Origin of the sequence: Paenibacillus senegalensis JC66 (assembly GCF_000285515.1) — a bacterium.
Taxonomy (GTDB): Bacteria; Bacillota; Bacilli; order Paenibacillales; family NBRC-103111; genus Paenibacillus_L; species Paenibacillus_L senegalensis.
The window spans coordinates 88,579-115,536 of sequence record NZ_HE610963.1 but is presented as its reverse complement, the minus strand read 5'-3'; the positions used below and the strand labels follow the sequence as shown (position 1 = coordinate 115,536).

The following is a 26,958-nucleotide window of genomic DNA, read 5'->3' as shown; positions in this document are numbered from 1 at the left end:
CCGAAGAACCGTTAACCTTCATCGACTCGGATGTCAGCATAGACAGTGAGTATACTTATGTAGTTACAGCCGTCGACCGGGTGCATAACGAAAGCGCTCCAAGTAATCCGCTTAGCATTACCTGCAGCAACCCCGGCAGCTTTTACCGGGATTGAGAGCTGGAAGAACTCGCTGATAGAACAGCGGGCAGAACAGCGGGCACCCCTATGTATCTAAAGACCTTACCCCTTCTATTAAGGGGCTAAGGTCTTTTTTATAAGCAGCATGATCGTTCCGCGTATCATTAAATCGCGAGGATAGATAGCTCCCTTATTCTCATTTTTTTCACAGGAAGTGTGATTGGCTGCGTTTCAGACCATACTAGCAAGAAGAAATATATAGTAACCCGATTTTCCCAAACCTGTACTTAAAAGGAGGTAGAATGTTGTGTCACAGCAAGCTCGAGACTCGGGAGCCTCCCCCTTGCCGGATCACTCCCGATCCTATTGGCTCGATTCTACGAAACAAACGGAATTCCCTGCTCTGGACAGAGATCTGTCCACTGATGTAACCGTTATCGGCGGCGGAATCACCGGAATCCTGACTGCTTATTTGCTGGCCGAGGAAGGCTTTCAGGTTACCTTGTTGGAAGGAAGCCGGCTGTTCCATGGTACTACGGGGAATACCACGGCTAAGCTGACTGCACAGCACGGGCTTATATACGCCGACCTGTTGGATACTTTCGGGCTGGATCAAACCCGACTCTATTACGAGGCTAACCTTCGGGCTATGCAATGGGCAGAGCAAATCATTAACGCCAAGCAAATTCCTTGTCAACTCCAGAAGCAGGACGCTTATGTGTATACCCAGTCGGAGGACAAGCTGTCCCAGATGGAAAAAGAAATGAGGGCATACGAGCAGTTGGGTATTCCAGGCCGTTTAGCCGAATCCTCTCCGCTGCCCTTTCCGGTTAAATATGCTCTGAAAATGGAGAATCAGGCGCAATTTCACCCGCTGGCGTTTTTGAGCTTCTTCGTATCCGAATTAGCCGACAATAAAACGCAAGTATATGAGCATACCCGCGCTTTCCAAATCGATAAAGCAGAAGGCGATTGGCTGGTTCGAACCGAATCGGGAAATACGGTCCGCTCCACGCACGTTATTCAGTGCTCCCATTTTCCGGTTTTTGACGAAAAAGGCTTCTACTTCGCCAGACTATACGCCGAACGCTCTTATGCTGTGGCCGCCAAGATCAAACAGCCCTACCCTGGCGGAATGTATATCAATGCCGAATCGCCCACCCGCTCACTCCGCTCGCTTACTATAAAGGGAGAATCTTTCGCCATTGTTGGAGGGGAAAACCACAAAGCGGGACAGGACACTGGCACGCTGAAGCGCTATGCTGCTCTGGAAGCATTCGCGAATGAGGCATTCGAGGTAGAGCAGGTCGCTTACCGCTGGTCTACGCAGGACGTCATCACCCTGGACAAGGCTCCATACATAGGGAGAATGACAGAGGATACACCGAATTTGTGGGTAGCTACCGGGTATAGAAAATGGGGAATGACCAATAGCATTGCCGCCGCCCATTTATTGCACAAGCTCGTGCTTGGGCAGGCTGATCCTTATGCGGAAGTCGTTGACCCCTCCCGGTTTAAAGCGAATCCCTCCATTAAAAATCTGATCGTACAAAACGCTGATGTCGCCAAGCAGCTAATTTCGGGGAAATTCGACTCCGAGGGAGCCGACCCTGAACAACTGGGGCTCGATGAAGGCTCCGTTTGCATCTGGAAGGGGCAGCGGGCGGGAGTTTATAAAGATACCCAGGGCAAGCTTCACATCGTAGACACGACCTGCACTCATATGGGATGTGAGGTGCACTGGAACCAATCTGAACGGACCTGGGACTGCCCTTGCCACGGTTCACGCTTCGATATCGATGGGCTTGTACTCGAGGGTCCTGCCGTCGAACCGCTAAAAACTTTTGCCAATTTCCCTTAAGCAGCTGAACTAAAGAGCCTATTGTCGCACGAGAGAAAAAGTCCGCCGTCCCTTACAACAAAAGATGAAGGGACGGCGGACTTTTTTTTGGGGTTGCTTGTCATCCGCTAATGCTCATGCCCAGGCTGTCAATTAGCTGCGAGCAGCAGTTGAAAGGAGCGGGCAAGAATGGGAGTTGACCAGTTGCTGGATGCGGTTGCACAAAGCTGCATCCGGGTTCACGGCTGGCTGCTTGTACCACGGGCGCTGCCGGGGCCACACGTCGCTGCACGCTGCACGCTCGCGGGACGCTGCCGGCGGCACACGTCCCTGCACGCTCGCGGGGCGCTGCTGGCGGCATCGTCGCCTGCACGCGCTCTGGGCGCTAGCCTAGTCCGAATTCTAACGCTTGCCAGCGTCCTTATTTGGACAAAATCAGGGGGGTTAAAATTCTAACGCTTGCCAGCGTCCTTATTTTGCTTCAGATCGCGGTTTTCAGACCTTTTTGTCACACATAAGAGCGAGGGCGAGCGTTAGCGCACCACGAAGCGGAAAAAGCTACGGACGCCCGCGGCCCGAGCGACCGCCTCCTTTGCTCCCCTTGCGAGGACCCGTGCCGCTGCGGGATGCGCTCCTGCGGGGGCCCGCCTCGCCCGCGCCGCTGCGGGATGCGCCCCTGCGGACGCCCGTCTCGCCCGCGCCGCTGCGGGATGCGCCCGACCGAGCCGCAGTACGGCTAGCTCTGCCGCCGCGAGTCGGGCCGCCGGGGGCTTTGCCTCCACGGCTTTTCCCGGGCCGCTTCCGCTGAGAATCGGGCGAGCCCATCGAGACGCCCTCGATGCTTTGTCGTTTCAGCGGGCGGCGAATGCCTTCCTCAATCTTTGCTAGCTGCGCATTATCCCGAGGAGTTACCAGGGTGACCGCCAGCCCGTCGCCACCCGCTCTGCCGGTTCGGCCTACACGGTGGATATAGCTCTCGGTATCAAGCGGCATGTCATAGTTGAACACGTGAGTTACGCCCTCCACGTCCAGTCCGCGAGCCGCCACATCTGTCGCCACAAGCACCTGCAGCTTAGCTTCACGGAACCGCTTCATGACCTGCTCGCGCTTGGCCTGGGACAAGTCCCCATGGAGCTCGTCCGAATCGTAGCCGGCCTCCTGCAGCTGCTCATTCAGCTTGCTTGCCCGCCGCTTCGTGCGGCAAAATACCACCGCCAAATACGGCCGATAGCGGTCCAGCAGCTGGGTCAAAGCCGACAGCTTGCCTCGATCTGTCGTTTCGACAGCGATCTGCTTTGTCTGCTGCACCGTAATCTGGTTTTCTTGCACACGTATTGTTTGCGGATTATTCATATACTGCTCCGCAAGGCGTTGAACCTGCTGAGGCATAGTCGCTGAGAACAGCATCGTTTGGCGGCTGGAAGGGGTCGCGTCAAGAATAGCTTCGACTTCATTCAGAAATCCGATATGCAGCATCTGATCCGCTTCATCCAGTACCAGCATTGACAGCCGTCCCAAATTCAATGTGCCTCTCCTCAGGTGATCAAGCAGTCTTCCCGGAGTGCCGACGACCAGCTGCACTTGATTTTTAAGCTGTCTCATCTGCTTTTCAACATCTTGTCCGCCGTAGACAGCAAGCACACGACAATCCTCTGAATCAGCGGTTACTTTCTTTATTTCTGCGGTAATCTGCAGTGCCAGCTCTCTTGTCGGAGCAACAATCAGCGCCTGCACCTCGCCTTGGTCAGGACGGAGCCTCTGCAAAATAGGGAGCACAAAAGCCAAAGTTTTTCCTGTTCCGGTCTGTGCACGGCCAATCACATCGTGACCATGCAGTAAGGGGGGAATACAGCGTTCTTGAATTTCCGTAGGCTGGACTATCCCCATTCGATTTAGCCCATCCACTATAGATTGACGCAATGCAAATTTAGTAAAGCCTGACAACATTACCCCTCATTTCTGTTTAAATCCGTGGATTTTAATCGATTTTTAGTCGTTTTTGTACATTTCTGCATCTTTGCTTGGAGGGCTTATATCAACAAAATGACCGTTGCTGCTAATAAAGGGACCTACGCCATTATACACTTTTCTAAGCACAACCCATAGGCAAACATGGGTGCAGTCTGTTTCTTATCAGATTATTACCTCAGTATGAATAATTTGATCTATATTTCGGAAACGCACTTAGTTAACTTAGTTTCCCCATAATTTGCTCTTCTTTGTCATGGTAACACGCAATTAGCTAGCTAAGTTTTCCGCATAATTTGACCCTCATGTTTACGGCAACAAAATTTGTTAACTTAGCATTTTGCATCATTATCTTCAAACTCTGTGGTTGACCACCATTATGTGAAGTCAAAGATCAACATCGCATGCAGGGTACTCGCACCCAATCACATAACTTGTACGATATTTCGTATGAAACACTGGCTGGAGCTCTTAATAGCCTAAGACCCTGCATTTGTACGATTTGTCATACAAATCTCAACAATTGCCCTTCAATCCCAGGCATTTGTACGATTTGTCATACAAATCTTGGGTAATCGCCCTTTAATCCCCGGTATTTGTACGACGTTTCATACAAATCTCCGGTATTCGCCCTTCAACCGCATGCATTTGTACGACATTTCGTACAAAATGCAGGAAACAAGCCAAGCCCGCCACCGTGGCTATTTTCATGCTGGAGTTGTGCCTTAGAATTCAATGGCATGACTGCATGACTGTTTTCATACCTTGTGCGGAAAGCTTGATCTAAACCGGATAAATCAACGAGATATAACGATCCCCTCAGGACGATGTCTTGAGGGGAGCTGCACAAATATGAACAAGCCAGTAGCTATGAACTATGGGTACACAATATGTTGCTATGAACTATGGATACATAATACTATGAACTATAGATACACAGACGTGCTATGGACTATGGATACACAATACGTGCTATGAACTATCGGTACACAATCGTTGCTACGAACAAGCGATACACAATACTTAGTTTCTAAAAAATGCACTAAGCCCTATCCTAAGGAAGAGATTTCAGCGGATCCAGGCTTGCGAATTCGTATCCCTGACTGCGCGCGTCATCTATGATTCGTGCCAGCGCATCGGCATTATCGCTGGAGACGGAGTGAAGCAGGATGACTGCACCCGGATGCAGCTGGCTCATAACCTTGTCATAGGCGTACTTCCAGCCTTTTTGCTGCTTGGGATCCCAATCCTTGTAAGCGACTGACCAGAAAACATTCGTATAGCCCAGCTGCTTGCTTACAGCCAGCATATGTTCGTTAAAAATCCCTCTCGGCGGCCGCAAAAAATGCATATCCGCTTGTCCGGTAATACGCGCAACCTCTTCTTTCACCTTCGCTAATTCATTTTTGATTTGGGCATCGCTTAATGTGGTCATGTCGGGATGACTCCAGGAATGGTTCCCGATCAAATGGCCTTCCGCAACCATTCGTTTCAAGAGCTCCGGCTCTTCTTTGACGTAGTGACCGGTGACAAAAAACACCGCAGGCACCTGCTTTTCCTTCAAGACGTCTAAAATTTTTGCCGTATAACCATTTTCATAACCGTTGTCAAAAGTTAAATACAATTGCTTAGAGGAAGAGTCCTGAATAAAAATGGCTTCATGCTTATCGATGATCGATTTGAAGCCTTCCTGATCAATAGAAGCCGGTTCTCCTCCGCGGCTTTTCTTGAAGCCGAAATGAAAAACCTCATCTGCCGCTTGAGCAGCAGCCGGTATCCACGTTAAACATACAATCAGCAGCAAGCAAAAGATCGCCGCACCTCTCATACGCATGTCTTGGTCTCCTTTCTTTCAGCGAGAAGCATTTTGTAACATTCGATTTTGTTTGCAGCCTTCATCAAGAATAACTAAAAGCGTATACTTGCATGTTGGGGAAAATACCCCGGGTCTCTGATGCAATTGCTTAAATCATGTACTGCTCGTAATATTCCACCGCCCTGGCAAACTTATGCCTATATAGGCTGACACTGCATAAAAAATATAGTGAGCAATTTGCATATCCCGGCAGCTAATGCAGTAGGCTGAACTTAAAAAGGCGGATTATTCTAACTGCTTTTCGAAATTTTTCGCAAACGAAAAAATAACTTGCCGCAGCTTATTGAATAGCTGTCCTAAAGCGATTATAATGAAATAGTTGATAACGATTCTCATTATCATACAAGAAGTTGCGATTGACTTACGAGCCGGGTGGACTGAAGGCTGATGACTGTACTTGTGAGCTGATTGAAATGCAGGCTCAGCCTGCCCGAAATTATAAAGACCATTACGCATTAAGGAGTGGCTATGGCATGAACAGGCTTATGACTCGTCATTTGGACATCGGGTACGGAGATATTCCTATTGTTCAGGACTTAAATGTCGAGATCCCGTCAGGTCAAGTAACCGCACTTGTAGGCGCCAACGGATCTGGCAAATCAACAATTCTTAAAACGATGGCAAGAATCATGAAGCCGGGAAGCGGCAATGTTCTCCTCGATGGCAAGTCGATACATCAGCAATCGACTAAGGAGGTTGCCCGGCAGCTGGCCATTTTGCCGCAAAATCCTACCGCTCCCGAAGGGCTTACCGTTAGCGAGCTTGTTACATACGGACGGTTTCCCCATCAAAAAGGGTTCGGCACACTTACTAAGGAAGATAAACAGATGGTGGAATGGGCGATCCAAATTACCGGTATGGAGCCTTTTCATAATCGGCCTATCGATCAGCTATCCGGCGGCCAGAGGCAAAGAGCCTGGATCGCTATGGCGCTTGCTCAAGGGACCGATATTCTATTTCTTGATGAGCCTACCACATTCCTCGATATGGCCCATCAGCTTGAGATTTTAATGCTGCTGGATAAATTGAACGAGCAAGAACAGCGCACGATTGTGATGGTTGTTCATGATTTAAACCACGCTTCGCGTTACGCCGACCATATGATTGCTATCAAGAAAGGAAAAGTAGTACAAAGCGGCACTCCGGCGGAAGTCATGACCCCTGGTGTTCTAAGGGATGTTTTCGGCATAGAAGCGGATATTGTGCCCGATCCCCGCAGCGGTGTGCCCCTGTGCCTTCCCTTTGATCTGGCATAGCGCATAGAATGATATATCTGTTTGTATTGCATTTCCCATATTCAACAAACAGACTGCTTCACACCCCGTGAAGCAGTCTGTTTAATTTTGGGCCTTTCTTCCTGTTTTTACCGATAGCTTGGAATTCACCATAAAATTTTGTACACTGGTTGTTATGAAAGATTTGTTTTGGTTTACTATATACTCGACTATCTCCCTTTTTGGGACGGTTCCTTGCTGTCCTATATAGTTCTGGAAAGGAAGCGATTCACGTGTCTGTTGAAACCCCTTATCGGGAGTTTAGCCGCACCCCATTCTTTATCTTTTCATTCATTCTTTTGGTAAAAAGCTATCTGGCGTGGCTGGTCGTATTTAAAGAAGTATGGCCGTGGGGTCCTCTGCTTACTGAAGTCCCCTTCATCTGGATGCTGTTTTGCCTGGTGGAATGTTTCGCCAAGAAAAGAAAGCTGGCTTGGTATGTGACGATTAACTTGTTGTTGACTGCGATCTTTTTCGCAGTGATTATGTATTACAAATATTACGGTGTAATTGTCACCTATCATGCATTGCAGCAGGTGAACCAGGTTACGGCGGTTAATCAAAGCGTCCTCTCCCTGATGGACCCTTACTTTTTATTTATTTTTACAGATATTATCGTGTTATTCTTTTTTTTGTGGAGAAAAAACAACCATGTTCTGAAATCCATGTTTGAATTCAAGAGGCCTAAACGGAGTTTTGTTATCCCTGTGCTCGCTTTCTGTATTGTAGCTTGTATCCTTAACATTTGGCCAAACCGGGCCAGCATGAATGAAATCGTTAAAGCCGAGCAAATGGGAATTTTAAACTACGAGGCTTTTACCATCCTGTCATCCGAGAAACAGGAATGGCTTGATCCTAATGAAATTACCCAGGAGGCTATTCAGACGATCAAAGGTCACGAGCCGGAAGCTTCGCCGGAGTTTTGGGGAGCAGCGGAAGGGAAGCCGCTGATTCTCATTCAGCTGGAATCCTTTCAAGACTTTTTGGTGGGCTTGGAAATAGATGGCCAGGAAATCACCCCGAACCTGAACCGTTTGGTAGAAGACCATTTTTACATCCCTAATTTCTACCAGCAAGTTGGGCAGGGGAACACTTCGGATGCGGAATTCGTCGTCAATACGTCCTTTTATATTCCACCGCGTGGCGCAGCCTCCCAGATGTATGCCGGCAAGGAGCTGCCCAGCCTTCCGAAGCTTATGAAGGAACAAGGCTACTTTACTTCAACCTTTCACACTAACGTAGTGGAATTCTGGAACCGTGGTGAACTGTATGAAGCCTTGGGCTTTGATAGATATTACGATAAGGAATTTTTTGGCGAAGAGGATAGCATATTTTTCGGTGCATCGGATGAGGTTCTTTATAAGAAAACCGCGGAAGAATTGAAAACCTATGATCGTTTAGGACTTCCTTTTTACGCCCATGTTATTTCAATGACGGCCCATCATCCTTATACGATTCCGGAAGAGAAGTATCAAATGACACTTCCTGAAAGGTACGAAGGAACATTTGTTGGTGATTATATCCGATCCCAGAATTATGCTGATTATGCTCTTGGGTTGTTTATCAACGAATTGAAGGAGAGCGGCATTTGGGATAAAAGTCTGATTATGCTGTATGGCGATCACCTTGGCCTGCCGGTTTATTCTCTTGATCGGAATGATCAGGAGCTAATGGAGGAAATTTTAGGGAGAGAGTACAGCTATTCCGATATGATTAATATTCCGTTAGTTATCGTTTCCGATGGGCTTACCCACCCTAGAGTCTTTGAACAGATCGGGGGACAGGTGGACCTGCTGCCGACGATTGCCAACCTGATGGGCATATCCCTCGAGGACCATATTTATTTCGGGCAGGATTTGCTTAACGAATCCCCTAATCTGCTGCCCCAACGCTATTATTTGCCTACAGGCTCTTTCATTACAAGCGACGAAGCCTTGTTTATGCCCGGCGCTGGGTTTGAGGATGGAACCAACTATCCCTTGACGGAAACGGATCTTGAAGAAGCTGTCGTCAGTAAGGAACAATATGAACGTGCCTTAGAACTGTTGAAGATGTCAGACAGCTATGTCAACCAGCTTCCCGACCGAGCCCCGGCAGCGGATGAGGAATAACTATCATTCCTAATCGTTTAGGATATTAAAAGCATGATAAAACAGCCCTTATAGAATCATCGGTGTCTTTGCCTAATGTTCAGGCCGATGAATAACTATAAGGGCTTTTTTTGTGGATATGGCCCAGTTCCTTATCTCAATTTCCTCGAGGGAAATCAAAGCATAATGAACTTTGGCGGCTGAGCCAAGCGCCAGTTCTAGCGGCTTGTAATTAAGCGCCGCGGACAGCTTTGGCAGCGTTCCGGCTAAGCTTGGGCAGCAGCCTCGCTCTTGAATTGACTATGGTACAGGCCATAATAAAAACCTTTTTGCCGGATCAGCTCTTCGTGGTTCCCTTTTTCTAATAAACGGCCGTCCTCCAACACCAGAATCTGATCGGCTTTTTGAATCGTATTCAGGCGATGGGCAATTACGATACTCGTTCTGTCTTTCATAAGCCTGCCAAGCGCCTCTTGAATTTTCAACTCCGTTATCGTATCGATGCTGCTGGTCGCTTCATCCAATATAAGGATTGCCGGATCAGCTAATATTGCCCGGGCAATCGACAGCAGCTGCTTTTGCCCTTGACTGATCCCGCTTCCGTCCTGATCCAGTAAAGTCTCATATTGTTGGGGCAGCTTCATAATAAAGGAATGGGCGTTGGCCAGACGGGCTGCCTGCTCAATTTCTTCATCTGTAGCATCGAGCCTGCCATACCGGATATTTTCACGAATGCTTCCTTGGAACAAGAATGAATCCTGAAGCACAAATCCCATCTGGCTGCGCAAGCTTTGTCTCTTAATCTGCTGGATGTTATGGCCGTCTATGAGAATCCGGCCACTGTCGATCTCGTAGAAGCGAGACAGCAGCTGGATTACCGTGGATTTGCCGGCGCCAGTGGCACCAACCAGGGCAACCATTTCCCCAGGCTTTACATGAAAGCTCAGCTCAGAAATTTGCTGTCCTTCTTTCGTGTAGGAAAAGGAAACTTGAGAAAATTCAATTTCTCCACGTATCGCCGGCATCTCCTTGGCTTCCCTTTCATCCAGCTCCTCCTCCGGCTCCTCCATCACTTCAAACACTCGCTCCGCCCCTGCCACTGCGGATAAAAACGTGTTGAACTGGTTAGCTAAATCGTTAAGCGGGCGGGTAAATTGTCTGGCATATTCAGCAAACGTTACAATAACCCCCACTGTTATCAAATCGTTAATGGCCAGTAATCCCCCTGCCGCAGCAATCATTGTGAAGCTGAAGTTGTTAAGGGTATTCATAAGCTTGGGGATGAAGCCCGAGTACACCTGCGCCCAATAACCGGATTGCTTAAGGCGCGCATTTCTTTCCTTAAATTCCTCAACAACCTTAGCTTCCTGAGAGTAGCTCTTGATCACTCTTTGTCCAGAGAACGTCTCCTCCACAAAACCATTCATTTCCCCAAGATTGCGCTGCTGTTCTTTAAAATATTTGCTCGTTCTGGATGTGATCCATTTCATTCCCAAGAACATAAGAGGTACGATCGTCAGTGTGATCAGCGTAAGGAGCGGGCTGAGCAGAATCATTATCGTGATCATTCCGACAAAAGTAAGCACACTGGAAAACAGCTGAATAAACGAACTGTTTAAAGTTTGGCTGACATTCTCAATATCATTGGTCAAACGGCTCATGATCTCGCCATGCTGCCTTTTGTTGAAAAATGATAGGGGCAGCCGCTGCAAATGCCGGAACAGATCGGTCCTCATCTGGTAAATCGTACGCTGAGCGATACCGATCATCCAGAAGTTTTGCAGCCAAGTTGAGGCAGAGTGGCCTAAGTATACTAAACCCAGCAAAACTATAAGCATAATTAAACCCGAGTATTCCGTCGTTCCAATGAAACGATCCACCGATACGCCTACCAAATAGGGACCAAGCAGGCCTAGACCGGAGCTGAGCAGCACCATAAGCAGGATAAGGGCAAGCAGCCCCTTATAATTAGACAAGTAAGACCAGATTCCTGCCAGCGTCTTTCCCCAGTTTTTAACGGATGGCGGTTTGCTTGGCGGCATGTGGCGGTTTCCTCCGGGAGGTCCCATTCTACCTGGCTGTCTTTGCATCGCTAGTCCCCTCCTTCCCAAACTGGGATTCTACAATTTGGCGGTAAAGGCTGGAGCTGGCCAGCAGTTCGTCATGGGTGCCTTGAGCCAGCAGGCGTCCGTCTTCCATAAGCAGAACGGTATCTGCCTCAATGGCGGTACTGATCTTTTGCGTGATAATCAATGTCGTGCAATCATACTTCTTTAAGGCCTGTAACAGCTTCGCCTCAGTAGCCAAATCAAGGGCGCTCGTACTGTCGTCGAACAACAGAAAGCGCGGCTTGCGGATCAGCGCCCTGGCAATTGACATCCGCTGCTTCTGTCCGCCGGATAGATTAACACCTTTTTGCCCAATTAGCGTTTCATACTGTTTAGGCAGCTTCATAATCGTCTCATGGATCTGGGCATTGGCCGCAGCTTCTCTAACTTCCTCCGCACTCGCCCCTTCTTTGCCCCATCGAATGTTATCCTGGACCGTACCGGTGAACAATAGCGATTCCTGAGGGACGTAGCCGATCTGTCTGCGCAGAGTGGCATATGTCAATTCGCGCACGTCTGTGCCGTTAATCAATATCCGGCCTTCCTGCGGATCATACAGCCTTGGGATTAGCTGAAACAGTGTAGACTTCCCGGAGCCAGTGGCGCCTAGTATCGCTACTGTTTGCCCGCTTCTTACCCGGAAAGAGACGGCATCTATCGCCGGAGATTGGGAACGGGGATATTGGAAGGTCACATTGTCAAACACAATTTCCCCTTCGTCATGGTTTTTTCTGCTGCTGTCCTCCCTCTTCTCAACCATATCCTCCTCGGTAGCAAGCACTTCACCAACCCGCTGGGCAGAGGCTCTAGCCCGGGAAATGCTCGCCAGGATGAAAGAAAGGGCGGTAAACGCGCCCGTAATCCGGGTAGCATAATTAACGACCGCTACAATCTGGCCAATATCCGCATTGGCGGCATTTACCTGATTGTTACCGAACCAAAGAATAAACAAAATACTGAAATTCATCACAAGCAGAAGAATCGGGATGGCCAGCTCAATCAGGCGCAAAGCGGCAATGGTTTTGTCACGCAGTTCACCGTTGGCCTTGGAGAACCTGCCCATCTCATGCTTACTGCGGACAAACGCCTTGATTAGGCGCATCCCCATCAGGTTTTCACGAAGCACTCCATTAGTCCGGTCCAGCCTCGCCTGTACCGCGCGAAACAGCTTGAACCCCCTATTCATGACCCATACTAGAAATCCGAATAGAAAGGGCATCGTCACAAGCAATATCAAGCCCAGCTTCACGTTTATGACCATAGCCATAATCAGACCGCCCATAAGCATCAAGGGGGCTCTCAGCATAATACGCAGCCCCATAAATACCACATTCTGCATCTGGGTGACGTCGCTGGTGATTCTCGTGATTAACGAGGATGTGGCAAAACGGTCAAAGTTGGCAAAGGAAAACGATTGAATTCTGCCGAACATCGACTCCCGTATGTCATAGGCGAAGCCTTGACTGACTGTCGCAGCATAGAAAGAGTTAATAATTCCGGCAGCAAAACCAAGCAGTGTCAACAATAGCATGATCCCGCCCCAATACCAGACCACCGACATATCCTGTTGAATGATTCCGTCATCGATGATTTTGGCGATGAGCAAAGGGTGTATCAGCTCAACAGCCAGCTCCATCAGCATCAGGGAAATGGCAATGATCATAGGCTTGCGGTAAGGCTTGAGATAGGAAAACACTTGCAGCATGAACCATCCTCCAACTCCGATGAGGGGAATAGCAAGCCTCCACTCTTGGTGAGTAAACGCTTACCTTCCGGTCAACATATTTGATTCATTTAAGAAATTAAATATTCTATAACCTATAGTATCATAAAAAAACATTTGCTCCCTAATCTTGTTAGGAAAATGTTTTACCGTGAGGTAATCTGGCTAGGCCAGGCGTAGTCATGCACCGCGAGTTTTAATTTTGCGCCCTTGCAAACCTGATCGAGGAATCGCCCGGGCACACTCCTTTTCGACAAATATCCCCGGCTCGTTAATAGATAGACACTGGTGATGGCCGCGTCTCCTGCGTGTCGAATTCTGCTTGCCTTCCAGCTCAAAACTATTGAAACACAAGAATTTGCGGCAGCTTCATTAACTTAGTAGTATTAAGTAATACTAAGAAATACTTAGCATCATTTGGTGTTGCTTAATAAAAAGCGAAAAGCCATCCCTGCTTGATACGGCCTTTCGCGAATTTTAATTTTGAGCATTTTGCATTAACTTGAGCCATTGATAGACAAGGATTGTCAAACATAAAAAAGGGACTTCACCCCAACTTGGCGAAGTTTTTCGGTGATCAAAACCAAAAACCCCAAGACTGGAAGAAGTCACCTTGTAAGTTCTCCAAGAAAGTTTATTTTCCTTTGAAGATCTAGTAAAAATGCATTAGCACGGGCAAAAATTCTGCAGGTCTGCCCATTTTTTTAACTGTACCCGCTCCTAAAGAGTTAAGCGGTATTAGACTGTCTTTGGGTCAAAAGCGGAATTATGCAAAATGCTCATATTAAATTTCGTATATTCCGAAAAACAGCTGTAGTTGTCGCTTATTGTTATTTTCCTTGCTCATCTCAGGCACTTACAGCCGCTCCCTGCTGCTGCAGCTGATACATCGCATAATATTTACCTCCGATTTTCATCAGCTCATCATGATTCCCCCGTTCCACAATTCGCCCATGATCAAGGACGAGGATCTGGTCTGCGTTGCGGATCGTGGACAACCGGTGGGCGATGACAAAGGTGGTTCTCCCTTGTTTAAGCACATCGAGTGCCCGCTGAATAATCGTTTCTGTCTCCGTATCAATGCTCGCAGTCGCTTCATCCAGAATTAGAATAGCGGGGTCAAAGGCAAGCGCACGGGCAAAAGAGATTAATTGGCGCTGACCGGCGGAAAGCGTGCTTCCTTTCTCAATGACCGGCTCATCGATGCCATGCGGCAAGCTTTGAAACATTTCATAAGCCCCAACATCCTTGAGCGCCTGAATAACCTTTTCCCGTGAAATATCCGGGTGGTTCAGGCTAACATTCGAAGCAATCGTTCCGGTAAACAAGAATGGGTCTTGCAGTACTATACCCATGTGCTGACGCAAATGCTGGACCGGAATATCCATGAGATTCTGACCATCGATTGTAATAGTTCCCCGCTCCACATCATAAAAACGAAATAGCAGATTGAGTATCGAGCTTTTTCCAGAGCCGGTATGGCCTACAAGGGCGATCGTTTCTCCTTGGCTGGCATGAAACGAAATGTTTTTAAGCACATCCTCCCCCTTTTTATAGGCAAACGTTACGTCATCAAATACAACCTCGCCCCGATACCGCGGCATAGTTCCCTCCGTAACAGGAACTCCAGGCTCATCCATCAGCTTAAACACTCTTTCCGCAGAAACACGTGCCGTTTCCAGATTAGACAGCTGGTTAACGATCCCCACCATCGGCTGGAACATGCGGTTCATATAATCCACAAAAGCGTACAATACACCAACCGAAACGAGCGTTTTCAGCCAATCACCCCAAAACATCCATATAACCACCAAAAACAATAGATTACGCAGCACGTTCAATAAATTATGCGAGGTGATCGAATTGAGATTCAATAGCTTGTTACTATACGAAAAATATTGCTCATTTAATTGTTCGAACTCTTTGGTTGTTTCCTTTTCCCTGCGAAACGCCTGGATAATCGGCATTCCTTGGATCGACTCGTTGATCATTCCATTGATTTCACTAAGCTTGGCGCGAATGACCTGATTGTACCTCGCGGCAAACCGGCGATACAGGATAATCCAGATGATCAGAATCGGTACCAAAGGCAGCGCCAGCAATGCGAGCTGTGCGTCCAGCAGGAACAAAGCCCCGTAAATAGCCGCCATATAAATGATTCCGCTGAAGAAATTGGCCAGAACCGAAACGTACAGCTCGCGAATCGCCTCGGTATCGTTTGTTATCCGCGAGACTACCTGTCCCGCCGCGAGATTGTCATAATAGCGGACAGGCAGACGCTGAGTATGCGCGAAGACGTCATTCCTCAAGCGCTGGACAATCCGGTTGGCGGACGTTTGCAGCAGCAGCCTTTGTCCGTAGGTGAAGCCTGCGGCGATTAACAGCAAGCCAAAATAAGAGAGAGCCAGGGTAATCATCCCCCGGAATTCCGGGCGGTAGAAAGCGAATAATTCCTCAGGACTCAGGGGGGTAACATCGTACATCTGCTGCTGTTCCCCGTTGATGACGGTCAATCGTCCGTTCTCTACCGCGCGTTGTCCATCAAACAATAAAGGCTGATTCAGCCAATAAAACTGGCGCCCCACTTGTAAAATTCGTACTTCCTCACCCGCGGCCTCCCCTTCTTTCAGACGGTCTTCTCTTTTATAGAGGTTATTGTTGTATTCTACTGCGTAACGGTCATCTTGCTGCACCGCATACCAGCGATTTTCTATGCCAAGAATATTCTGGTCGATCATTCGCTTCGCTAAGAGCGGTCCGGCCAGTTCGGCACTGACAGCCAGGATCAGCATGACGAGCGCAAGCAGAATTGGCTTTTTGTACAGCCAGGCATAGCGAAATAATCGTTTGCCGGTTGTTCCCATTCAGGCTGTCACCTCCATAATTATGATTCAATAATGGCCTCCAGCTGCTGCCGGTCATATTGTTGTTTGTACCACCCGTTTTGGGCAAGCAGCTGCTCATGGGTGCCTTGTTCCACAATCCGCCCAGCTTCTAGTACGAGAATCCAATCAGCGTGCTGAACGGCAGATAATCGGTGCGTCGTAATAATCGTGGTCTTGCCTGCTCTTTCCTCGCGGATGCCTTCGATAATTTCTGCTTCAGTTCTAGCATCAACCGCAGATAAAGCATCGTCAAGAAGGAGGATGTCAGGGTCAGCAATTAAAGCCCGAGCTATACTGACCCGCTGCTTCTGGCCCCCGGACAAAGCGACTCCCTTCTCACCGATGAGGGTTTCCAGTCCATCCGGTAAATACTCAATATCCTTGGCAAAGGAGGCCCGGCGCAAGGCCCGCTGCAGGTCAGCATCGCTGCCTTCCTGCTTGAGCCCGAACAGGATATTCTCCCGTATCGTACGGGAAAACAGCAGCGGCTGCTGCGGCACATAGCCAATCCAGCCGAGCAGATGATTCATAGCTATCTGATCAATGGGCACGCCGGATATCGTGATGCTGCCCTCGCCAAGCGGATACTCTCGCAGCAGCTGTTTAAGCAATGTCGTTTTGCCGCTTCCCGTGCGGCCGACAACACCCAGCGTCTGTCCTTGATGGAGCGTGAACGAGATGTCCTCCAGCTGATTGGACGATTTTACACTCGGATAACGGAAGGTCACTTGTCGAAATTCCAGCATTGCCGGCTTCGCTACAGCTGCCGGCTCCTCCGCTTCCACTACATCCGGGCGGTTGCCGAGTGTTTCGTTCACCCTGTCAAGCGAAGCATTGCCCCGCTGCATAATGTTGATTAGCTCTCCGATGGCAAACATCGGCCAAATCAGCATTCCGAGGAAGACGTTAAACGATACCAGCTCGCCGAGCGTGATCTCACTGCGGAAGACAAGGTATCCGCCGTAACAAAGACCGATTAAATAACTGAGTCCAACAAGGATCTTCATCGTCGGCTCAAACAGCGCATCGATTTTGGCCACCAGAATATTTTTGCTGAATACTTCCTGAGTCTTGTCGCCAAATTGGCGCTGACTGGCTTCCTCCTGAACAAAAGCGCGGATAACACGAACCCCGGAGACTGATTCCAGCACCTGATCGTTCAACTCACCGAAGGAGTTTTGGGCATCCATAAAACGCTCATGAATTTTCTTTCCGAAATATTGCATAATAAGCGCCATGAGCGGTAACGGCAGCAAGGCCGCCAAGGTTAATTTCCAACTGATCAGCGCGATCATTGCGATCAGTATAGTCACCATAAACAAGGTGGAATCAATCAAGGTCAAAATCCCAAAACCGGCCGTCATGGAAACTGCACGCAAATCATTGGTTGCCCGCGCCATAAGATCCCCTGTCCGATTTCGCTCATAGAAGCTCGGCTTCATCCGCAAAAAATGCCTCATCAGCCGCGAACGCAGCAGCCTTTCCAGCACAAACGCTCCTCCAAACAGCTGATAATGCCAGACATAGGTCATGATATAACCGACAACGGTTACCGAAACCCAAAGCACCATGACCCGTTGAAATTCCGGTGTGCTCATCAATCCTTGATGAATGCCATCAATGGCATAACCTATGAGATACGGCGGAATAATATCCATTACTCCAGCAATCGCAAGCAGTACAATGGCCAGAGTATACCGCTTCCACTCCATTTTGAAGAACCAGTTTAGTTTCTTTAATACGACCAGCATGGGATCACTCCTTCCTCTATCTATCCTATAGCACCTCGCCCGATTAGCAGTTCTGCTCCATTAAAAGTCCGCTCCATTAGCAGTCCGTTCGATTATTGGCGGGCTCCAGCTGCTGCCGAACCCGTTAGAACGCTCACACGCTTCAATCTATAAACCGATCCAATAGAAAACAAGAAAAAACACTACATAGACCATCAATTATAACGCTACGATACACTTCAAAGAAAAGCTGTTCAAAAAAAAGAGAAGCGTATTCTGCTCGCCAGATACGCTTCTTGAGTCATGCAAAATCAAACTCAGCCTTCTCTCAAGAGCAGGCTACGATAAAAGCGTATGATCCCAATGACGCAACCATACGCTGTTTGTTCAACTTAGCTGATTCCAATATCACAGCGGTCGCGAAGGATAATCATTGATATGAAAAGCCACATCTTTTCAATTTGGTTAAAAAGCCGATCTAGATGTACTGGCATGAGACGGTGTCCCCTTCCCTCGCCTACTTTAATTCGTTATCGTATTGTGAAATCTATTTGCCACTTTAGCACCGCCTCCGGAAAGATGTCAACGGAGCATTTTATTTACAATCATTGTTTCCCACAGACTGCTTGCTGCTAACCGGTCATGTTAAACTACAGAGTCAAGCAGCTTATCGAAACCAAACATGCGTTCCTTTTATTTTATCACAATTTTACAGTTTGGAAATGGTATTTCTGCATTTTTTTATCTGTGTTGTGTGGTGCTTTGCTGTGCCCCGGTATTGCCTCGTTCATGCTGTGAGAGCCCGCTCGGCGGCGGCGGATTCCGCATATGCTGCGCGAGCCCTCACGAGCTGCTGCGGGTTCCGCACTGGCTACTGCGAGCACGCACGCTACGGTCCATCCCGTACGAACTACAGCCCGCCCTGTTCGTGCTGCAACCTGCCCCTACAAACTGCAAACTGTCTTCTGTCCGCTCTTCCAGTCGTTATTCGCTATTAATCCGGCAGCCCCTTGAGATTATTGCGGGAGCTAGCAGAAAGCAGCCGCTAACAAAGCAGTGCATACCAAAGTCATACAGAGAAAGGGACTGTCCGAAAAGTGGCCGTTGCAGTTCGATAGGTTGCAGTCCGATAGTTAAAATAAGCAACCCCCAAACAGCGGGCCCGAGGCAGCGGACCCGATACGAAATGTATGCGAAAACAGTCATGCCATTGAATTCTAAGGCACAACTCCGGCATGAAAATAACCAAGGTTGGCGGGGTACGCGGGGTTAGTGGGCTGCGCGGGCTTGTTTCCTGCATTTTGTACGAAGTGTCGTACAAATGCATGGGGTTGAAGGGCGATTACCCGAGATTTGTATGAAACGTCGTACAAATACCGGGGATTAAAGGGCAATTACCCAAGATTTGTATGACAAATCGTACAAATACCGGGGATTGAAGATTTGTATGACAAATCGTACAAAATGCAAGAGCTATGAGCTATTAAGGTCCTGCAGCCAGCGTTTCAGACGAAACTTCGCAGCAAGTTATGGGATTGAGGTACGATTACCCGAGATGTTCATCATGCGGGGAGTTTTATTTTCACAGAAAAACCGTATACGTTTGCCGCCGAGTGGGGCCCGGATGCGAATTTTATGCAAAAAACCGCATACAATTGACTCCGCTGCGCAATCGGAAATGAAATGGGGCCGTCCATCAGTCAGTTTACACTGACTTTTATGGACAGCCCCTTTCCTTAGTTCTTCCGCAGGGACCAGCCCTCAGAAGATTTAACTACCGTTCACTACACTTTGGGAATTAACAAAAAGTAAAAAGAGGAAGAGAAGAATATGGATAACCATCTTTTCTCCTCTTTGATAGTTAAATGCGCGTTATTTGATGGTTAAATCCCCGTCATAGGTGGCAATTGCCTTGTAAAGATCCGGGCGGCGATCCCGGAAGATACCCCACTCGATTCTTTGGATCTCCAGTTGATCGAGGTCAAACTCCTCTACGAGCACCGCTTCCTCCGTCCGCCCTGCCTCCTTCAGCTTGTTGCCCTGAGGTCCGGCAATAAAGGACGAGCCGTAGAAGGTAATGCTGGAATCTTCATCATCCTCCCTGCCTATCCGGTTGGAGGCAATGACCGGAACCAGATTGGCCGCTGCGTGTCCAAGCATACACATCTGCCAGTGATCCTTGGAATCAATGGAGCTGTCCTGCGGCTCCGAACCGATTGCAGTCGGATAGAACAACAGCTCCGCCCCCATCAACGCCATGCATCTGGCTGCCTCTGGATACCATTGATCCCAGCAAATGCCCACTCCTATTTTGCCATACCGGGTATTCCACACCTGAAAACCCGTATCGCCAGGGTTGAAATAAAACTTCTCTTCATAGCCAGGCCCGTCTGGAATGTGACTTTTGCGGTAGCGTCCTAATACCTCGCCGTCCGCGTCAATTACGGCAAGGGAATTATAGCGGGCGTTGTTCTTTTTCTCATAGAAGCTGATAGGGAGCACCACGTTTAATTCTTTGGCTATCTGCTTGAAATGGTTCACGGCCTTATTATGCTCCAGTTCCGTCGCATACACATAATAGTCCGCCTTTTCTTTCTGACAAAAATACGGGGTTTCAAACAGCTCCTGCAGGAGAATAATTTGCGCCCCTTGGGCTGCGGCATCCCTGACCAGTTTTTCTGCTTTTTCAATATTTTCCTCGACGTTGGTTGAACAGCTCATTTGCGTTGCTGCAACTTTTACTTTTCTCACGGAATTCCCTCCTCTTTTGTTATGGTTGGCTTGGTTGGTTTGGTGGGGGTGGTTAGTAAGTTTTAAACTTAGGATTCTTTTTTTGAAAAGGCTCCCCTTTAACCCGGGCTGATCCTAATTAGCCCTGCCCCTACCGTTCATCCCTTGCTTGTTGAGCGTACGGCCGGTACTTGCTGTGTGGTGCAGTGCACATTGCCGCCTTCTTTAATGATTGCCATGCCATCTATCGTACGAATCCGCCTGTCCGGGAACGTCTCGGAAAGAATTTGCTCCGCTTTCTTGTCCGTCTCCGCTGCACTGCCGCCAAAAACCGGGAGAATAATCCCGCCGTTGACAAAATAAAAATTCAAATAGCTGAGGGTCAAGCGCTTGCCATTCATTTCTACTTTAGGAGGCTGCTCTATTTCAATAATGTCCAGTGTCCGGCCTTTCGCATCTTTTGCAGCTTTCAGAACACTTAAATGCTCTTGAGTGATGCCATAGTTCTCATCCTCAGGGTCATGACACACCTGAAGAAGAACTTTACCCGGTGCTGCAAAACAAGCTACATTATCCACATGTCCATCGGTCTCATCACCGCTTAATCCGCGAGGCAGCCAAATAATTTGTTCTATATCCAGATAGCTGCGCAGCACATCCTCGATTTGCTCGCGGCTCATCGCCGGGTTACGGTTCGGATTCAGCAAGCATTCCTCTGTTGTCAATAAAGTGCCCTCACCATCAACGTGAATCGAGCCGCCTTCCATAACCAGGGGAGCGTCGAACCGTTGTTCCCGTCTTGTTTCAAGGACTTTGACCGCCACCTCGTCATCTAAGTCCCAGGGGGTATATTTGCCGCCCCAAGCGTTAAACTTCCAGTTGATACCTGCTCTTTCGCCTTGTTCATTAAGCAGGTAGGTCGGCCCGTTATCACGCAGCCAGGCATCGTTATGGGCAATCTTAAGCACCTCAACCTCATGATTGGTGCCGCCAAAGCGTTCCTTCACCTGCTGATCATCTTCCTCATTCACTAGTACAGTGACAGGCTCGAACTCGGCTATCGCTTTAATAAGCTGCGCATAGCCCTCACATACGGTATGGTAATCCTCCGGGTAACACATGGAGTCCTGAATCGGCCAGGAGATTAAGGTCCGTTCGTGCTCTGTCCACTCCGCAGGCATTCGATAGTGTAATGATTTTGGCTTCATCATGCATCCTGCTCTCTGTTCAAAAATTTTGCAAGGCTTGCGCCTGTCTCCCACATCATATACTAAACTTTCTGTTCACTCAATTCCGATTTTATACCATTACCCATGTCGCTTAAGTTGTTTGTCATCTTCGCTTTCTGCTAATATAATTACATCCATTGAAGAAGCCTAGAGAGGTGAGTGTGCGATGACTAATGCCAGCCAACAGCCCGATCAAGATCCGACGAAAGAGCTTCTTTTTCAACCAAACGATCCGGCCTTTTTTGAGGACCCTCATGCTGTGTACCGTGCCTTGAGACAGCAAGATCCAGTGCATGCTGTACCCAATACGAATTCCTGGCTCTTAACCCGCTACGAGGATGTTTCCTTCGTCCTTAAAGATGCCCGCTTTGTCAAAAAAATTAAACGCCAGGACACACCGCCACCAGTCGAGGAAGACATTCGGCCTGCGGTGGAGCTGTTGAATTTATTTATGCTGTTTCGTGACCCTCCCGATCATACCCGCCTGCGCAGTCTGGTCAGCAAGGCCTTTACTCCTCGAATGATTGATCACCTGGTACCCAGAATCCAAAGTATTGCCAAAGATCTGCTGGACGATATGGAAGGCCATAAGCATATCGAATTAATTGCCGGTTACGCTTTTCCGCTCCCCGTCATTGTGATAGCGGAAATGCTCGGAGTGCCGCGACAGGATAGACAAAAGTTCAAGGATTGGTCGAATATTCTAGCCAGGCTCATCGATTATACTTCCACCAGGGAGCTCTTGGTCGAAGGCAGTAAAGTTGCGCTAGAGATTACGGAATATCTTGAAGCTATTATTGCCCGCAGAAGAAAACAGCCGCAAGACGATTTGATCAGCACCTTGATTCGAGCTGAAGAAGACGGGCAAAAGCTGACGCAGGAAGAGATTATTGCTTCATGCGTACTGCTGCTGGTTGCCGGTCATGAGACAACCGTTAATTTGATCGCCAACGGTGTTCATCTGCTGCTAACCCATCCGGATCAGCTTGCTCTCCTTAAGCAAAAGCCGGAGCTGCTGCCGGGAGCAGTGGAAGAAATATTAAGATTTGAAAGCCCGGTCCAGATGACCTCCCGGTTATGCAGCGAAGATCTAACCATCGGCGGCAAAACGCTTCTGCGCGGTCAGGAAGTTCTCACCTCCCTTGGCGGCGCCAATCGGGATCCTGAAATATTCGAGCAGCCGGAGAGGTTCGACATTGCCCGGAAGCGCAACCCGCATCTCGCTTTCGCTGCGGGCATCCATTATTGTCTGGGAGCCGCTTTGGCCAGAGCCGAAGGCCAGGTGGCCATCCATGCTTTGCTGCAGCGCTTCCCCGGGCTGTCATTAACGGATGCCAAGCCTGAATGGCATCCACTGGTTGTGTTCCGTTCACTGCAGTCTCTAAACGTCAGGCTATCCTCATAACTTTCTAAAGAACATTGGGACGAAACCAGGCAGCCCGACAGGATAGCCAAAGAAAGACAGGTAAGCTTTGTCGGGTGAGACAGGGCCGTAATTTTTAAGGTTTGAACATCCCGTAAATGCGTAAGGTGCCGGCCCCCTCCCGGAAACTTCAAAACAAACAAAGAAAAACCATCAGAGCGACCAAATCTTACGCTGCTGATGGTTTATTACTTTAGTTCAATTGTACTTCTGTTTCAACGGAAGCCTAAACTTCACGAGCAAGGCATTGCTTAACCTTGCTGTAAGCGTTGGATACGATCATCCAGGGCAGGATGAGTAGAGAACAAAGAGCTTTTCTTCTGGCCGCTAATTTTCAGAGTTGCCAGAGAGGAATCCTTTTCGTTCTTAATCCGGTCTGTGTAAGCCTTCAGCGATTGCAGGGCATGGATCATCTTATCTCTGCCGGCAAGATGCGCTCCTCCGTTATCGGCATGGTACTCGCGATGTCTGGAGTAGGCGAAGACGACAAGGCTTCCGAGAATAGAGAAAGCAATCTGGAATACAATGACTGCAATAAAGTGAACGATCGGTGCCAGTTCTTCCTTGACAAAACGCGATGCAATCCAGGCAGCGATCCGGGACAGGAAGACGACAAAGGTGTTGACCACTCCTTGAAGCAAAGTCATCGTAACCATGTCGCCGTTAGCTACATGAGCAACCTCATGGGCAATTACGCCTTCAACCGCATCGCGGTCCATCTCCTGCAGCAAACCAGTGGACACTGCAACCAAGGAGCGCTTCTTCGACGGTCCTGTTGCAAACGCGTTAACTTCTTCCGCATGGTATATTCCCACCTCAGGCATATGAGTCAGGCCGGCGCTGCGGGACAAGCGGTGTACCATATCAACAAGCTCACGCTCATGCTCGTTAAGAGGCCCCTGCGGGTCTAGCACCTGCACATTCATCATTTTCTTAGCCATCCAGCGGGACATTGCCAAGGAAATAAATGCGCCTGTAAAACCGATAACAGCACTAAATACCAATAAAGCAGCAAAATCAATATTGCCTGATTCGGTAATATACGAACCGATAGGCAGAATTGTAAAGATAATCCCAATGGTTACAATAACGAGAATATTAGTCAGAATAAACAGTAAAATTCGTTTTCCCATCCGAAATCTCCTTCCATAAAAATTAGTAGAATTGCCCCCATGAAAAAACAGATGTGACCAAATATACAGACAAGTTTTTTTAGAGGATTTATAAGTATATTTTATCATAATCAGGTCTTGTTTTTAATATGCCTGTTTATTTTTTAAAGCGGCTTTTCTAGTGAATATGTGAACATTATTTGAACAAAGCTGATGCTGGTTACTGCTATGCCCATTTGGCTGGAGGGACAGGCTTGAGCTCCGCCTTCTCCCTCTATAAGCCAATCATCAAGGATGCTTATAACCTTAATAATCCGGCACAATTATTATAAGCCAAGTCTTGCCAAAAAGGCAAAGACAATAAGACACCCGAGGCACACTAAACAAACCCGGCTTCTTTTTATATGTCCGGGCTTGTTTGCACAAGACGGTTAAAGATATTTTAAAGCATCGGTGATAGCCGTATCCCCTGAAACAAGGTCGAATGAACGACGGTATGTGTTCGGCTCGTCCAAGACAACCGCGAGCACTTGAGCCACATCGGCCCGAGGGATTGATCCCCGGTCCAGCTCCTCTGCGGCACTGATTTTACCGCTTCCCTCACTATCCAACAGCGCACCTGGCCTCACTATCGTATAATTCAGACCGCTTGCCTTCAGCGCCTCGTCCGCATAGTACTTGGCAGCATGATAATGCTTGATTTTATCGCTCCACTTCTCCCTCTTATTGGCACCGATCGCACTGACCATCACAAAACGGTCGATACCGGCAAGCTTCGTTGCCTCCACCGTTTTGACCGCACCGTCCAGATCAATGAGAATCGTCTGATCGGCACCGGTGTGGCCGCCGGAGCCAGCAGTAAACACAACTGCATCACACCCTCGGGCCGCTTCGGCAATGTCCTGTACACGGCCTGACAAATCCGCCAGCACAGGCTCCGCCCCTAGCTGCTTCATCTTCTCCATCTGCTCTTCCTTACGCACCATCGCTCTCACCTGGTGATGCTTTTCTTCTGCCAGCAGCTTCACAAGCTGGCGGCCAATTTTTCCGTTTGCTCCAACAACAAGCACCTTCATAGTTGAATTTCCCCCTATTGGCTAATAATACGAACATTCGTTGTTCGTTAATATGTGAGGCCAGACACCAGACACCAATACTCGAAGCACATAAATTAAATTACCCTAGATCTATTACTGCTAACCCTTTCTACAAAGAACCTATACACTCCTTCTACCCCTCACCATTCCTATTGACAGGTTTCCTTATATGTGAAAAAATAATTTGGCACCCAAACTAATGTTAGTTAGGCAAGCGGAATATGATTATTATCGAAACATGATTATTACAGTATGACGCCGTATCACATTTAAGATAATTTGAGGAGGCTTAGCATGACGGAAATGATGACCGCAGACCGCATTGTTGAATGCGCTCTTTGCCATTTTGCCGAGCATGGCTATGAAGGCACCGCTTTATCCGCCATTGCCGAACAGGTAGGGATCAAGACTCCTTCCATCTACGCCCATTTCAAAAGCAAGGATGATCTTTTCTTACAAGTCGTTGAACACGTCATCGAGCATGAAACCCGATTTCTCAACAGTTATTTGGATGGACAGCAATCCTTGTCTTTGCAGGCCCGGTTGAAAGGGCTGCTGGAGCAGTACAACAAGCGCTATGAGCACAGTGATCATGCCAAATTTTTATTCCGCTTCATGCTGTTCCCACCTGCAGCACTGGTTCATCTGCTGCACGATCCTGTGTACGCTTATCTGGACCATGTCGAAGAACTGCTTGTGCCTCATTTTGCCTCAGCCATGCAGCGCGGCGAAATTGCCGTGAATGATGAACGACATGCGGCTGTTGCCTTTGCTTGTCTTCTCGATGGCCTGCTGGTAGAGCGTCTCTATGGAGGTCCCGCCCGCTTTGAACGCCGGCTGGAAGCGTGCTGGCCGATTTACTGGGGAGGATTAACGGCCTGATCCGAGTACCCGTGTATTGACAAATCGAAAAAGAGAGAAACCTAACGATACAAAATAAATAAAGAAATGCGAGGAGTGGGGAAAATGAACTGGATATGGCTAATCATCGCCGCGTGCTTTGAGGTCATGTGGGTGATTGGGCTGAAGCACGCTGAAAACGTTTGGGAATGGGCTGGAACAGTTATAGCTATTATCGTCAGCTTTTATGTAATGATCAGGGTATCCGCCCGCCTGCCGGTCGGCACGGTCTATGCAGTATTTGTAGGGCTTGGAACAGCCGGTACCGTACTTTCCGAGATGATTTTCTTTAACGAACCCTTCCATTTAGTCAAAATGCTGCTTATCCTTCTTCTACTGACCGGTGTGATGGGTCTCAAGCTGGTTACCAAAGAGAAGTCTGCTGCTCCGGTGAAGGGAGTGAAATCGTGATGGCCTGGTTTTTTCTGATTATTGCCGGTTTATGCGAAATGATAGGCGTTGCCATGATTAACAAGCTTCATCGGGATCGCAACTGGCAGTCGCTTGTTTTTATGCTGGGGGGCTTTGGTGCAAGCTTCGCGGCTCTAACGCTAGCAATGGAAACTCTCCCCATGGGAATCGCTTATGCGGTCTGGACTGGCATTGGAGCAGCGGGCGGCGCTCTCTTAGGGATGTTTGTATACGGAGAATCGAAGGATTGGCGGAGAATTGTATTTATAGCAATGGTTCTGGTTGCGGCCATCGGCTTAAAATGGATCGCTTAGCTTACCCTAATCTTGATCGTCTCCGTCCTAAGCCGCCCGTTTGGTTTCGTCCCATCTATTCGTTATACTATAAAGAGGTTATTCAGGAAGAAAGATCTGTTCATTTGTCCGCGATATTAACGAAAACAT

The 26,958-nt window shown here is 48.4% G+C and carries 17 protein-coding genes; 7 read left to right on the top strand and 10 right to left on the bottom strand.

Going from position 1 to position 26,958, the window contains the following annotated elements:
- Positions 1–426: 426 nt before the first annotated feature.
- A complete protein-coding gene (locus PSHG_RS22895) occupies positions 427–1,980 on the top strand; it encodes an FAD-dependent oxidoreductase (RefSeq protein ID WP_010278295.1) in 1,554 nt (517 codons plus the stop codon).
- Between the two features lie 537 nt (positions 1,981–2,517).
- Here PSHG_RS22895 and PSHG_RS22885 read toward each other — a convergent pair.
- Positions 2,518–3,846 carry a DEAD/DEAH box helicase gene (locus PSHG_RS22885; protein WP_010278289.1) on the bottom strand — a complete coding sequence of 443 codons (1,329 nt, stop codon included), beginning with the start codon at positions 3,844–3,846 and terminating at the stop codon, positions 2,518–2,520.
- A 1,135-nt stretch (positions 3,847–4,981) separates the two neighbouring features.
- The gene (gene pdaA, locus PSHG_RS22880; RefSeq protein ID WP_026021569.1) at positions 4,982–5,755 is read right to left on the bottom strand and encodes a delta-lactam-biosynthetic de-N-acetylase; all 774 of its coding nucleotides are present in this window, start codon (positions 5,753–5,755) and stop codon (positions 4,982–4,984) included.
- Positions 5,756–6,276: 521 nt separating this feature from the next.
- On the opposite strand from pdaA, the gene PSHG_RS22875 reads away from it, so the two are divergent.
- Together PSHG_RS22875 and PSHG_RS22870 are read left to right on the top strand one after the other, a co-directional pair.
- Positions 6,277–7,059 carry an ABC transporter ATP-binding protein gene (locus PSHG_RS22875; RefSeq protein WP_010278284.1) on the top strand — a complete coding sequence of 261 codons (783 nt, stop codon included), beginning with the start codon at positions 6,277–6,279 and terminating at the stop codon, positions 7,057–7,059.
- 251 nt (positions 7,060–7,310) lie between these two features.
- On the top strand, positions 7,311–9,188 hold the full coding sequence (locus PSHG_RS22870) for an LTA synthase family protein (RefSeq protein ID WP_010278282.1): 1,878 nt from the start codon (positions 7,311–7,313) through the stop codon (positions 9,186–9,188).
- A 245-nt stretch (positions 9,189–9,433) separates the two neighbouring features.
- Here PSHG_RS22870 and PSHG_RS22865 read toward each other — a convergent pair whose 3' ends face one another.
- The 6 genes from PSHG_RS22865 to PSHG_RS22840 all read right to left on the bottom strand — a co-directional run bounded on the left by PSHG_RS22865 (position 9,434) and on the right by PSHG_RS22840 (position 21,551).
- Positions 9,434–11,257 (bottom strand): ABC transporter ATP-binding protein, encoded by a 1,824-nt coding sequence (locus tag PSHG_RS22865; RefSeq protein WP_010278279.1) that lies wholly within the window; start codon positions 11,255–11,257, stop codon positions 9,434–9,436.
- Positions 11,238–12,980, bottom strand: coding sequence for an ABC transporter ATP-binding protein (locus PSHG_RS22860; RefSeq protein WP_010278277.1), 1,743 nt, complete (start codon positions 12,978–12,980; stop codon positions 11,238–11,240). Before PSHG_RS22860 ends, PSHG_RS22865 begins: the two co-directional genes overlap by 20 nt.
- An 866-nt stretch (positions 12,981–13,846) precedes the next feature.
- Positions 13,847–15,862 (bottom strand): ABC transporter ATP-binding protein, encoded by a 2,016-nt coding sequence (locus PSHG_RS22855; protein ID WP_010278274.1) that lies wholly within the window; start codon positions 15,860–15,862, stop codon positions 13,847–13,849.
- A gap of 20 nt (positions 15,863–15,882) precedes the next feature.
- Positions 15,883–17,634, bottom strand: a complete 1,752-nt coding sequence (locus PSHG_RS22850; RefSeq protein ID WP_010278271.1) for an ABC transporter ATP-binding protein — start codon at positions 17,632–17,634, stop codon at positions 15,883–15,885.
- Positions 17,635–19,485: 1,851 nt separating this feature from the next.
- Positions 19,486–20,364: an N-carbamoylputrescine amidase gene (aguB, locus tag PSHG_RS22845; RefSeq protein WP_010278268.1), complete on the bottom strand. Its 879-nt coding sequence runs from the start codon at positions 20,362–20,364 to the stop codon at positions 19,486–19,488.
- A 137-nt stretch (positions 20,365–20,501) separates the two neighbouring features.
- The gene (locus tag PSHG_RS22840) at positions 20,502–21,551 is read right to left on the bottom strand and encodes an agmatine deiminase family protein (RefSeq protein WP_010278265.1); all 1,050 of its coding nucleotides are present in this window, start codon (positions 21,549–21,551) and stop codon (positions 20,502–20,504) included.
- A 187-nt stretch (positions 21,552–21,738) separates the two neighbouring features.
- Here PSHG_RS22840 and PSHG_RS22835 point away from each other — a divergent pair, with 187 nt between their 5' ends.
- The gene (locus tag PSHG_RS22835) at positions 21,739–22,977 is read left to right on the top strand and encodes a cytochrome P450 (protein WP_010278261.1); all 1,239 of its coding nucleotides are present in this window, start codon (positions 21,739–21,741) and stop codon (positions 22,975–22,977) included.
- A 269-nt stretch (positions 22,978–23,246) separates the two neighbouring features.
- Here the strand turns inward: PSHG_RS22835 and htpX are convergent, their stop codons facing one another.
- The gene (gene htpX, locus PSHG_RS22830; protein ID WP_010278260.1) at positions 23,247–24,128 is read right to left on the bottom strand and encodes a protease HtpX; all 882 of its coding nucleotides are present in this window, start codon (positions 24,126–24,128) and stop codon (positions 23,247–23,249) included.
- Between the two features lie 410 nt (positions 24,129–24,538).
- Positions 24,539–25,183 (bottom strand): SDR family oxidoreductase, encoded by a 645-nt coding sequence (locus PSHG_RS22825; protein ID WP_010278258.1) that lies wholly within the window; start codon positions 25,181–25,183, stop codon positions 24,539–24,541.
- Positions 25,184–25,498: 315 nt separating this feature from the next.
- Here PSHG_RS22825 and PSHG_RS22820 point away from each other — a divergent pair, with 315 nt between their 5' ends.
- The 3 genes from PSHG_RS22820 (at position 25,499) to PSHG_RS22810 (ending at position 26,829) form a co-directional block, all read left to right on the top strand.
- A complete protein-coding gene (locus PSHG_RS22820) occupies positions 25,499–26,086 on the top strand; it encodes a TetR/AcrR family transcriptional regulator (RefSeq protein WP_010278257.1) in 588 nt (195 codons plus the stop codon).
- A gap of 84 nt (positions 26,087–26,170) precedes the next feature.
- Positions 26,171–26,515: a DMT family transporter gene (locus PSHG_RS22815; protein ID WP_010278255.1), complete on the top strand. Its 345-nt coding sequence runs from the start codon at positions 26,171–26,173 to the stop codon at positions 26,513–26,515.
- On the top strand, positions 26,515–26,829 hold the full coding sequence (locus tag PSHG_RS22810; RefSeq protein WP_010278253.1) for a DMT family transporter: 315 nt from the start codon (positions 26,515–26,517) through the stop codon (positions 26,827–26,829). Before PSHG_RS22815 ends, PSHG_RS22810 begins: the two co-directional genes overlap by 1 nt.
- Positions 26,830–26,958 lie beyond the last annotated feature (129 nt).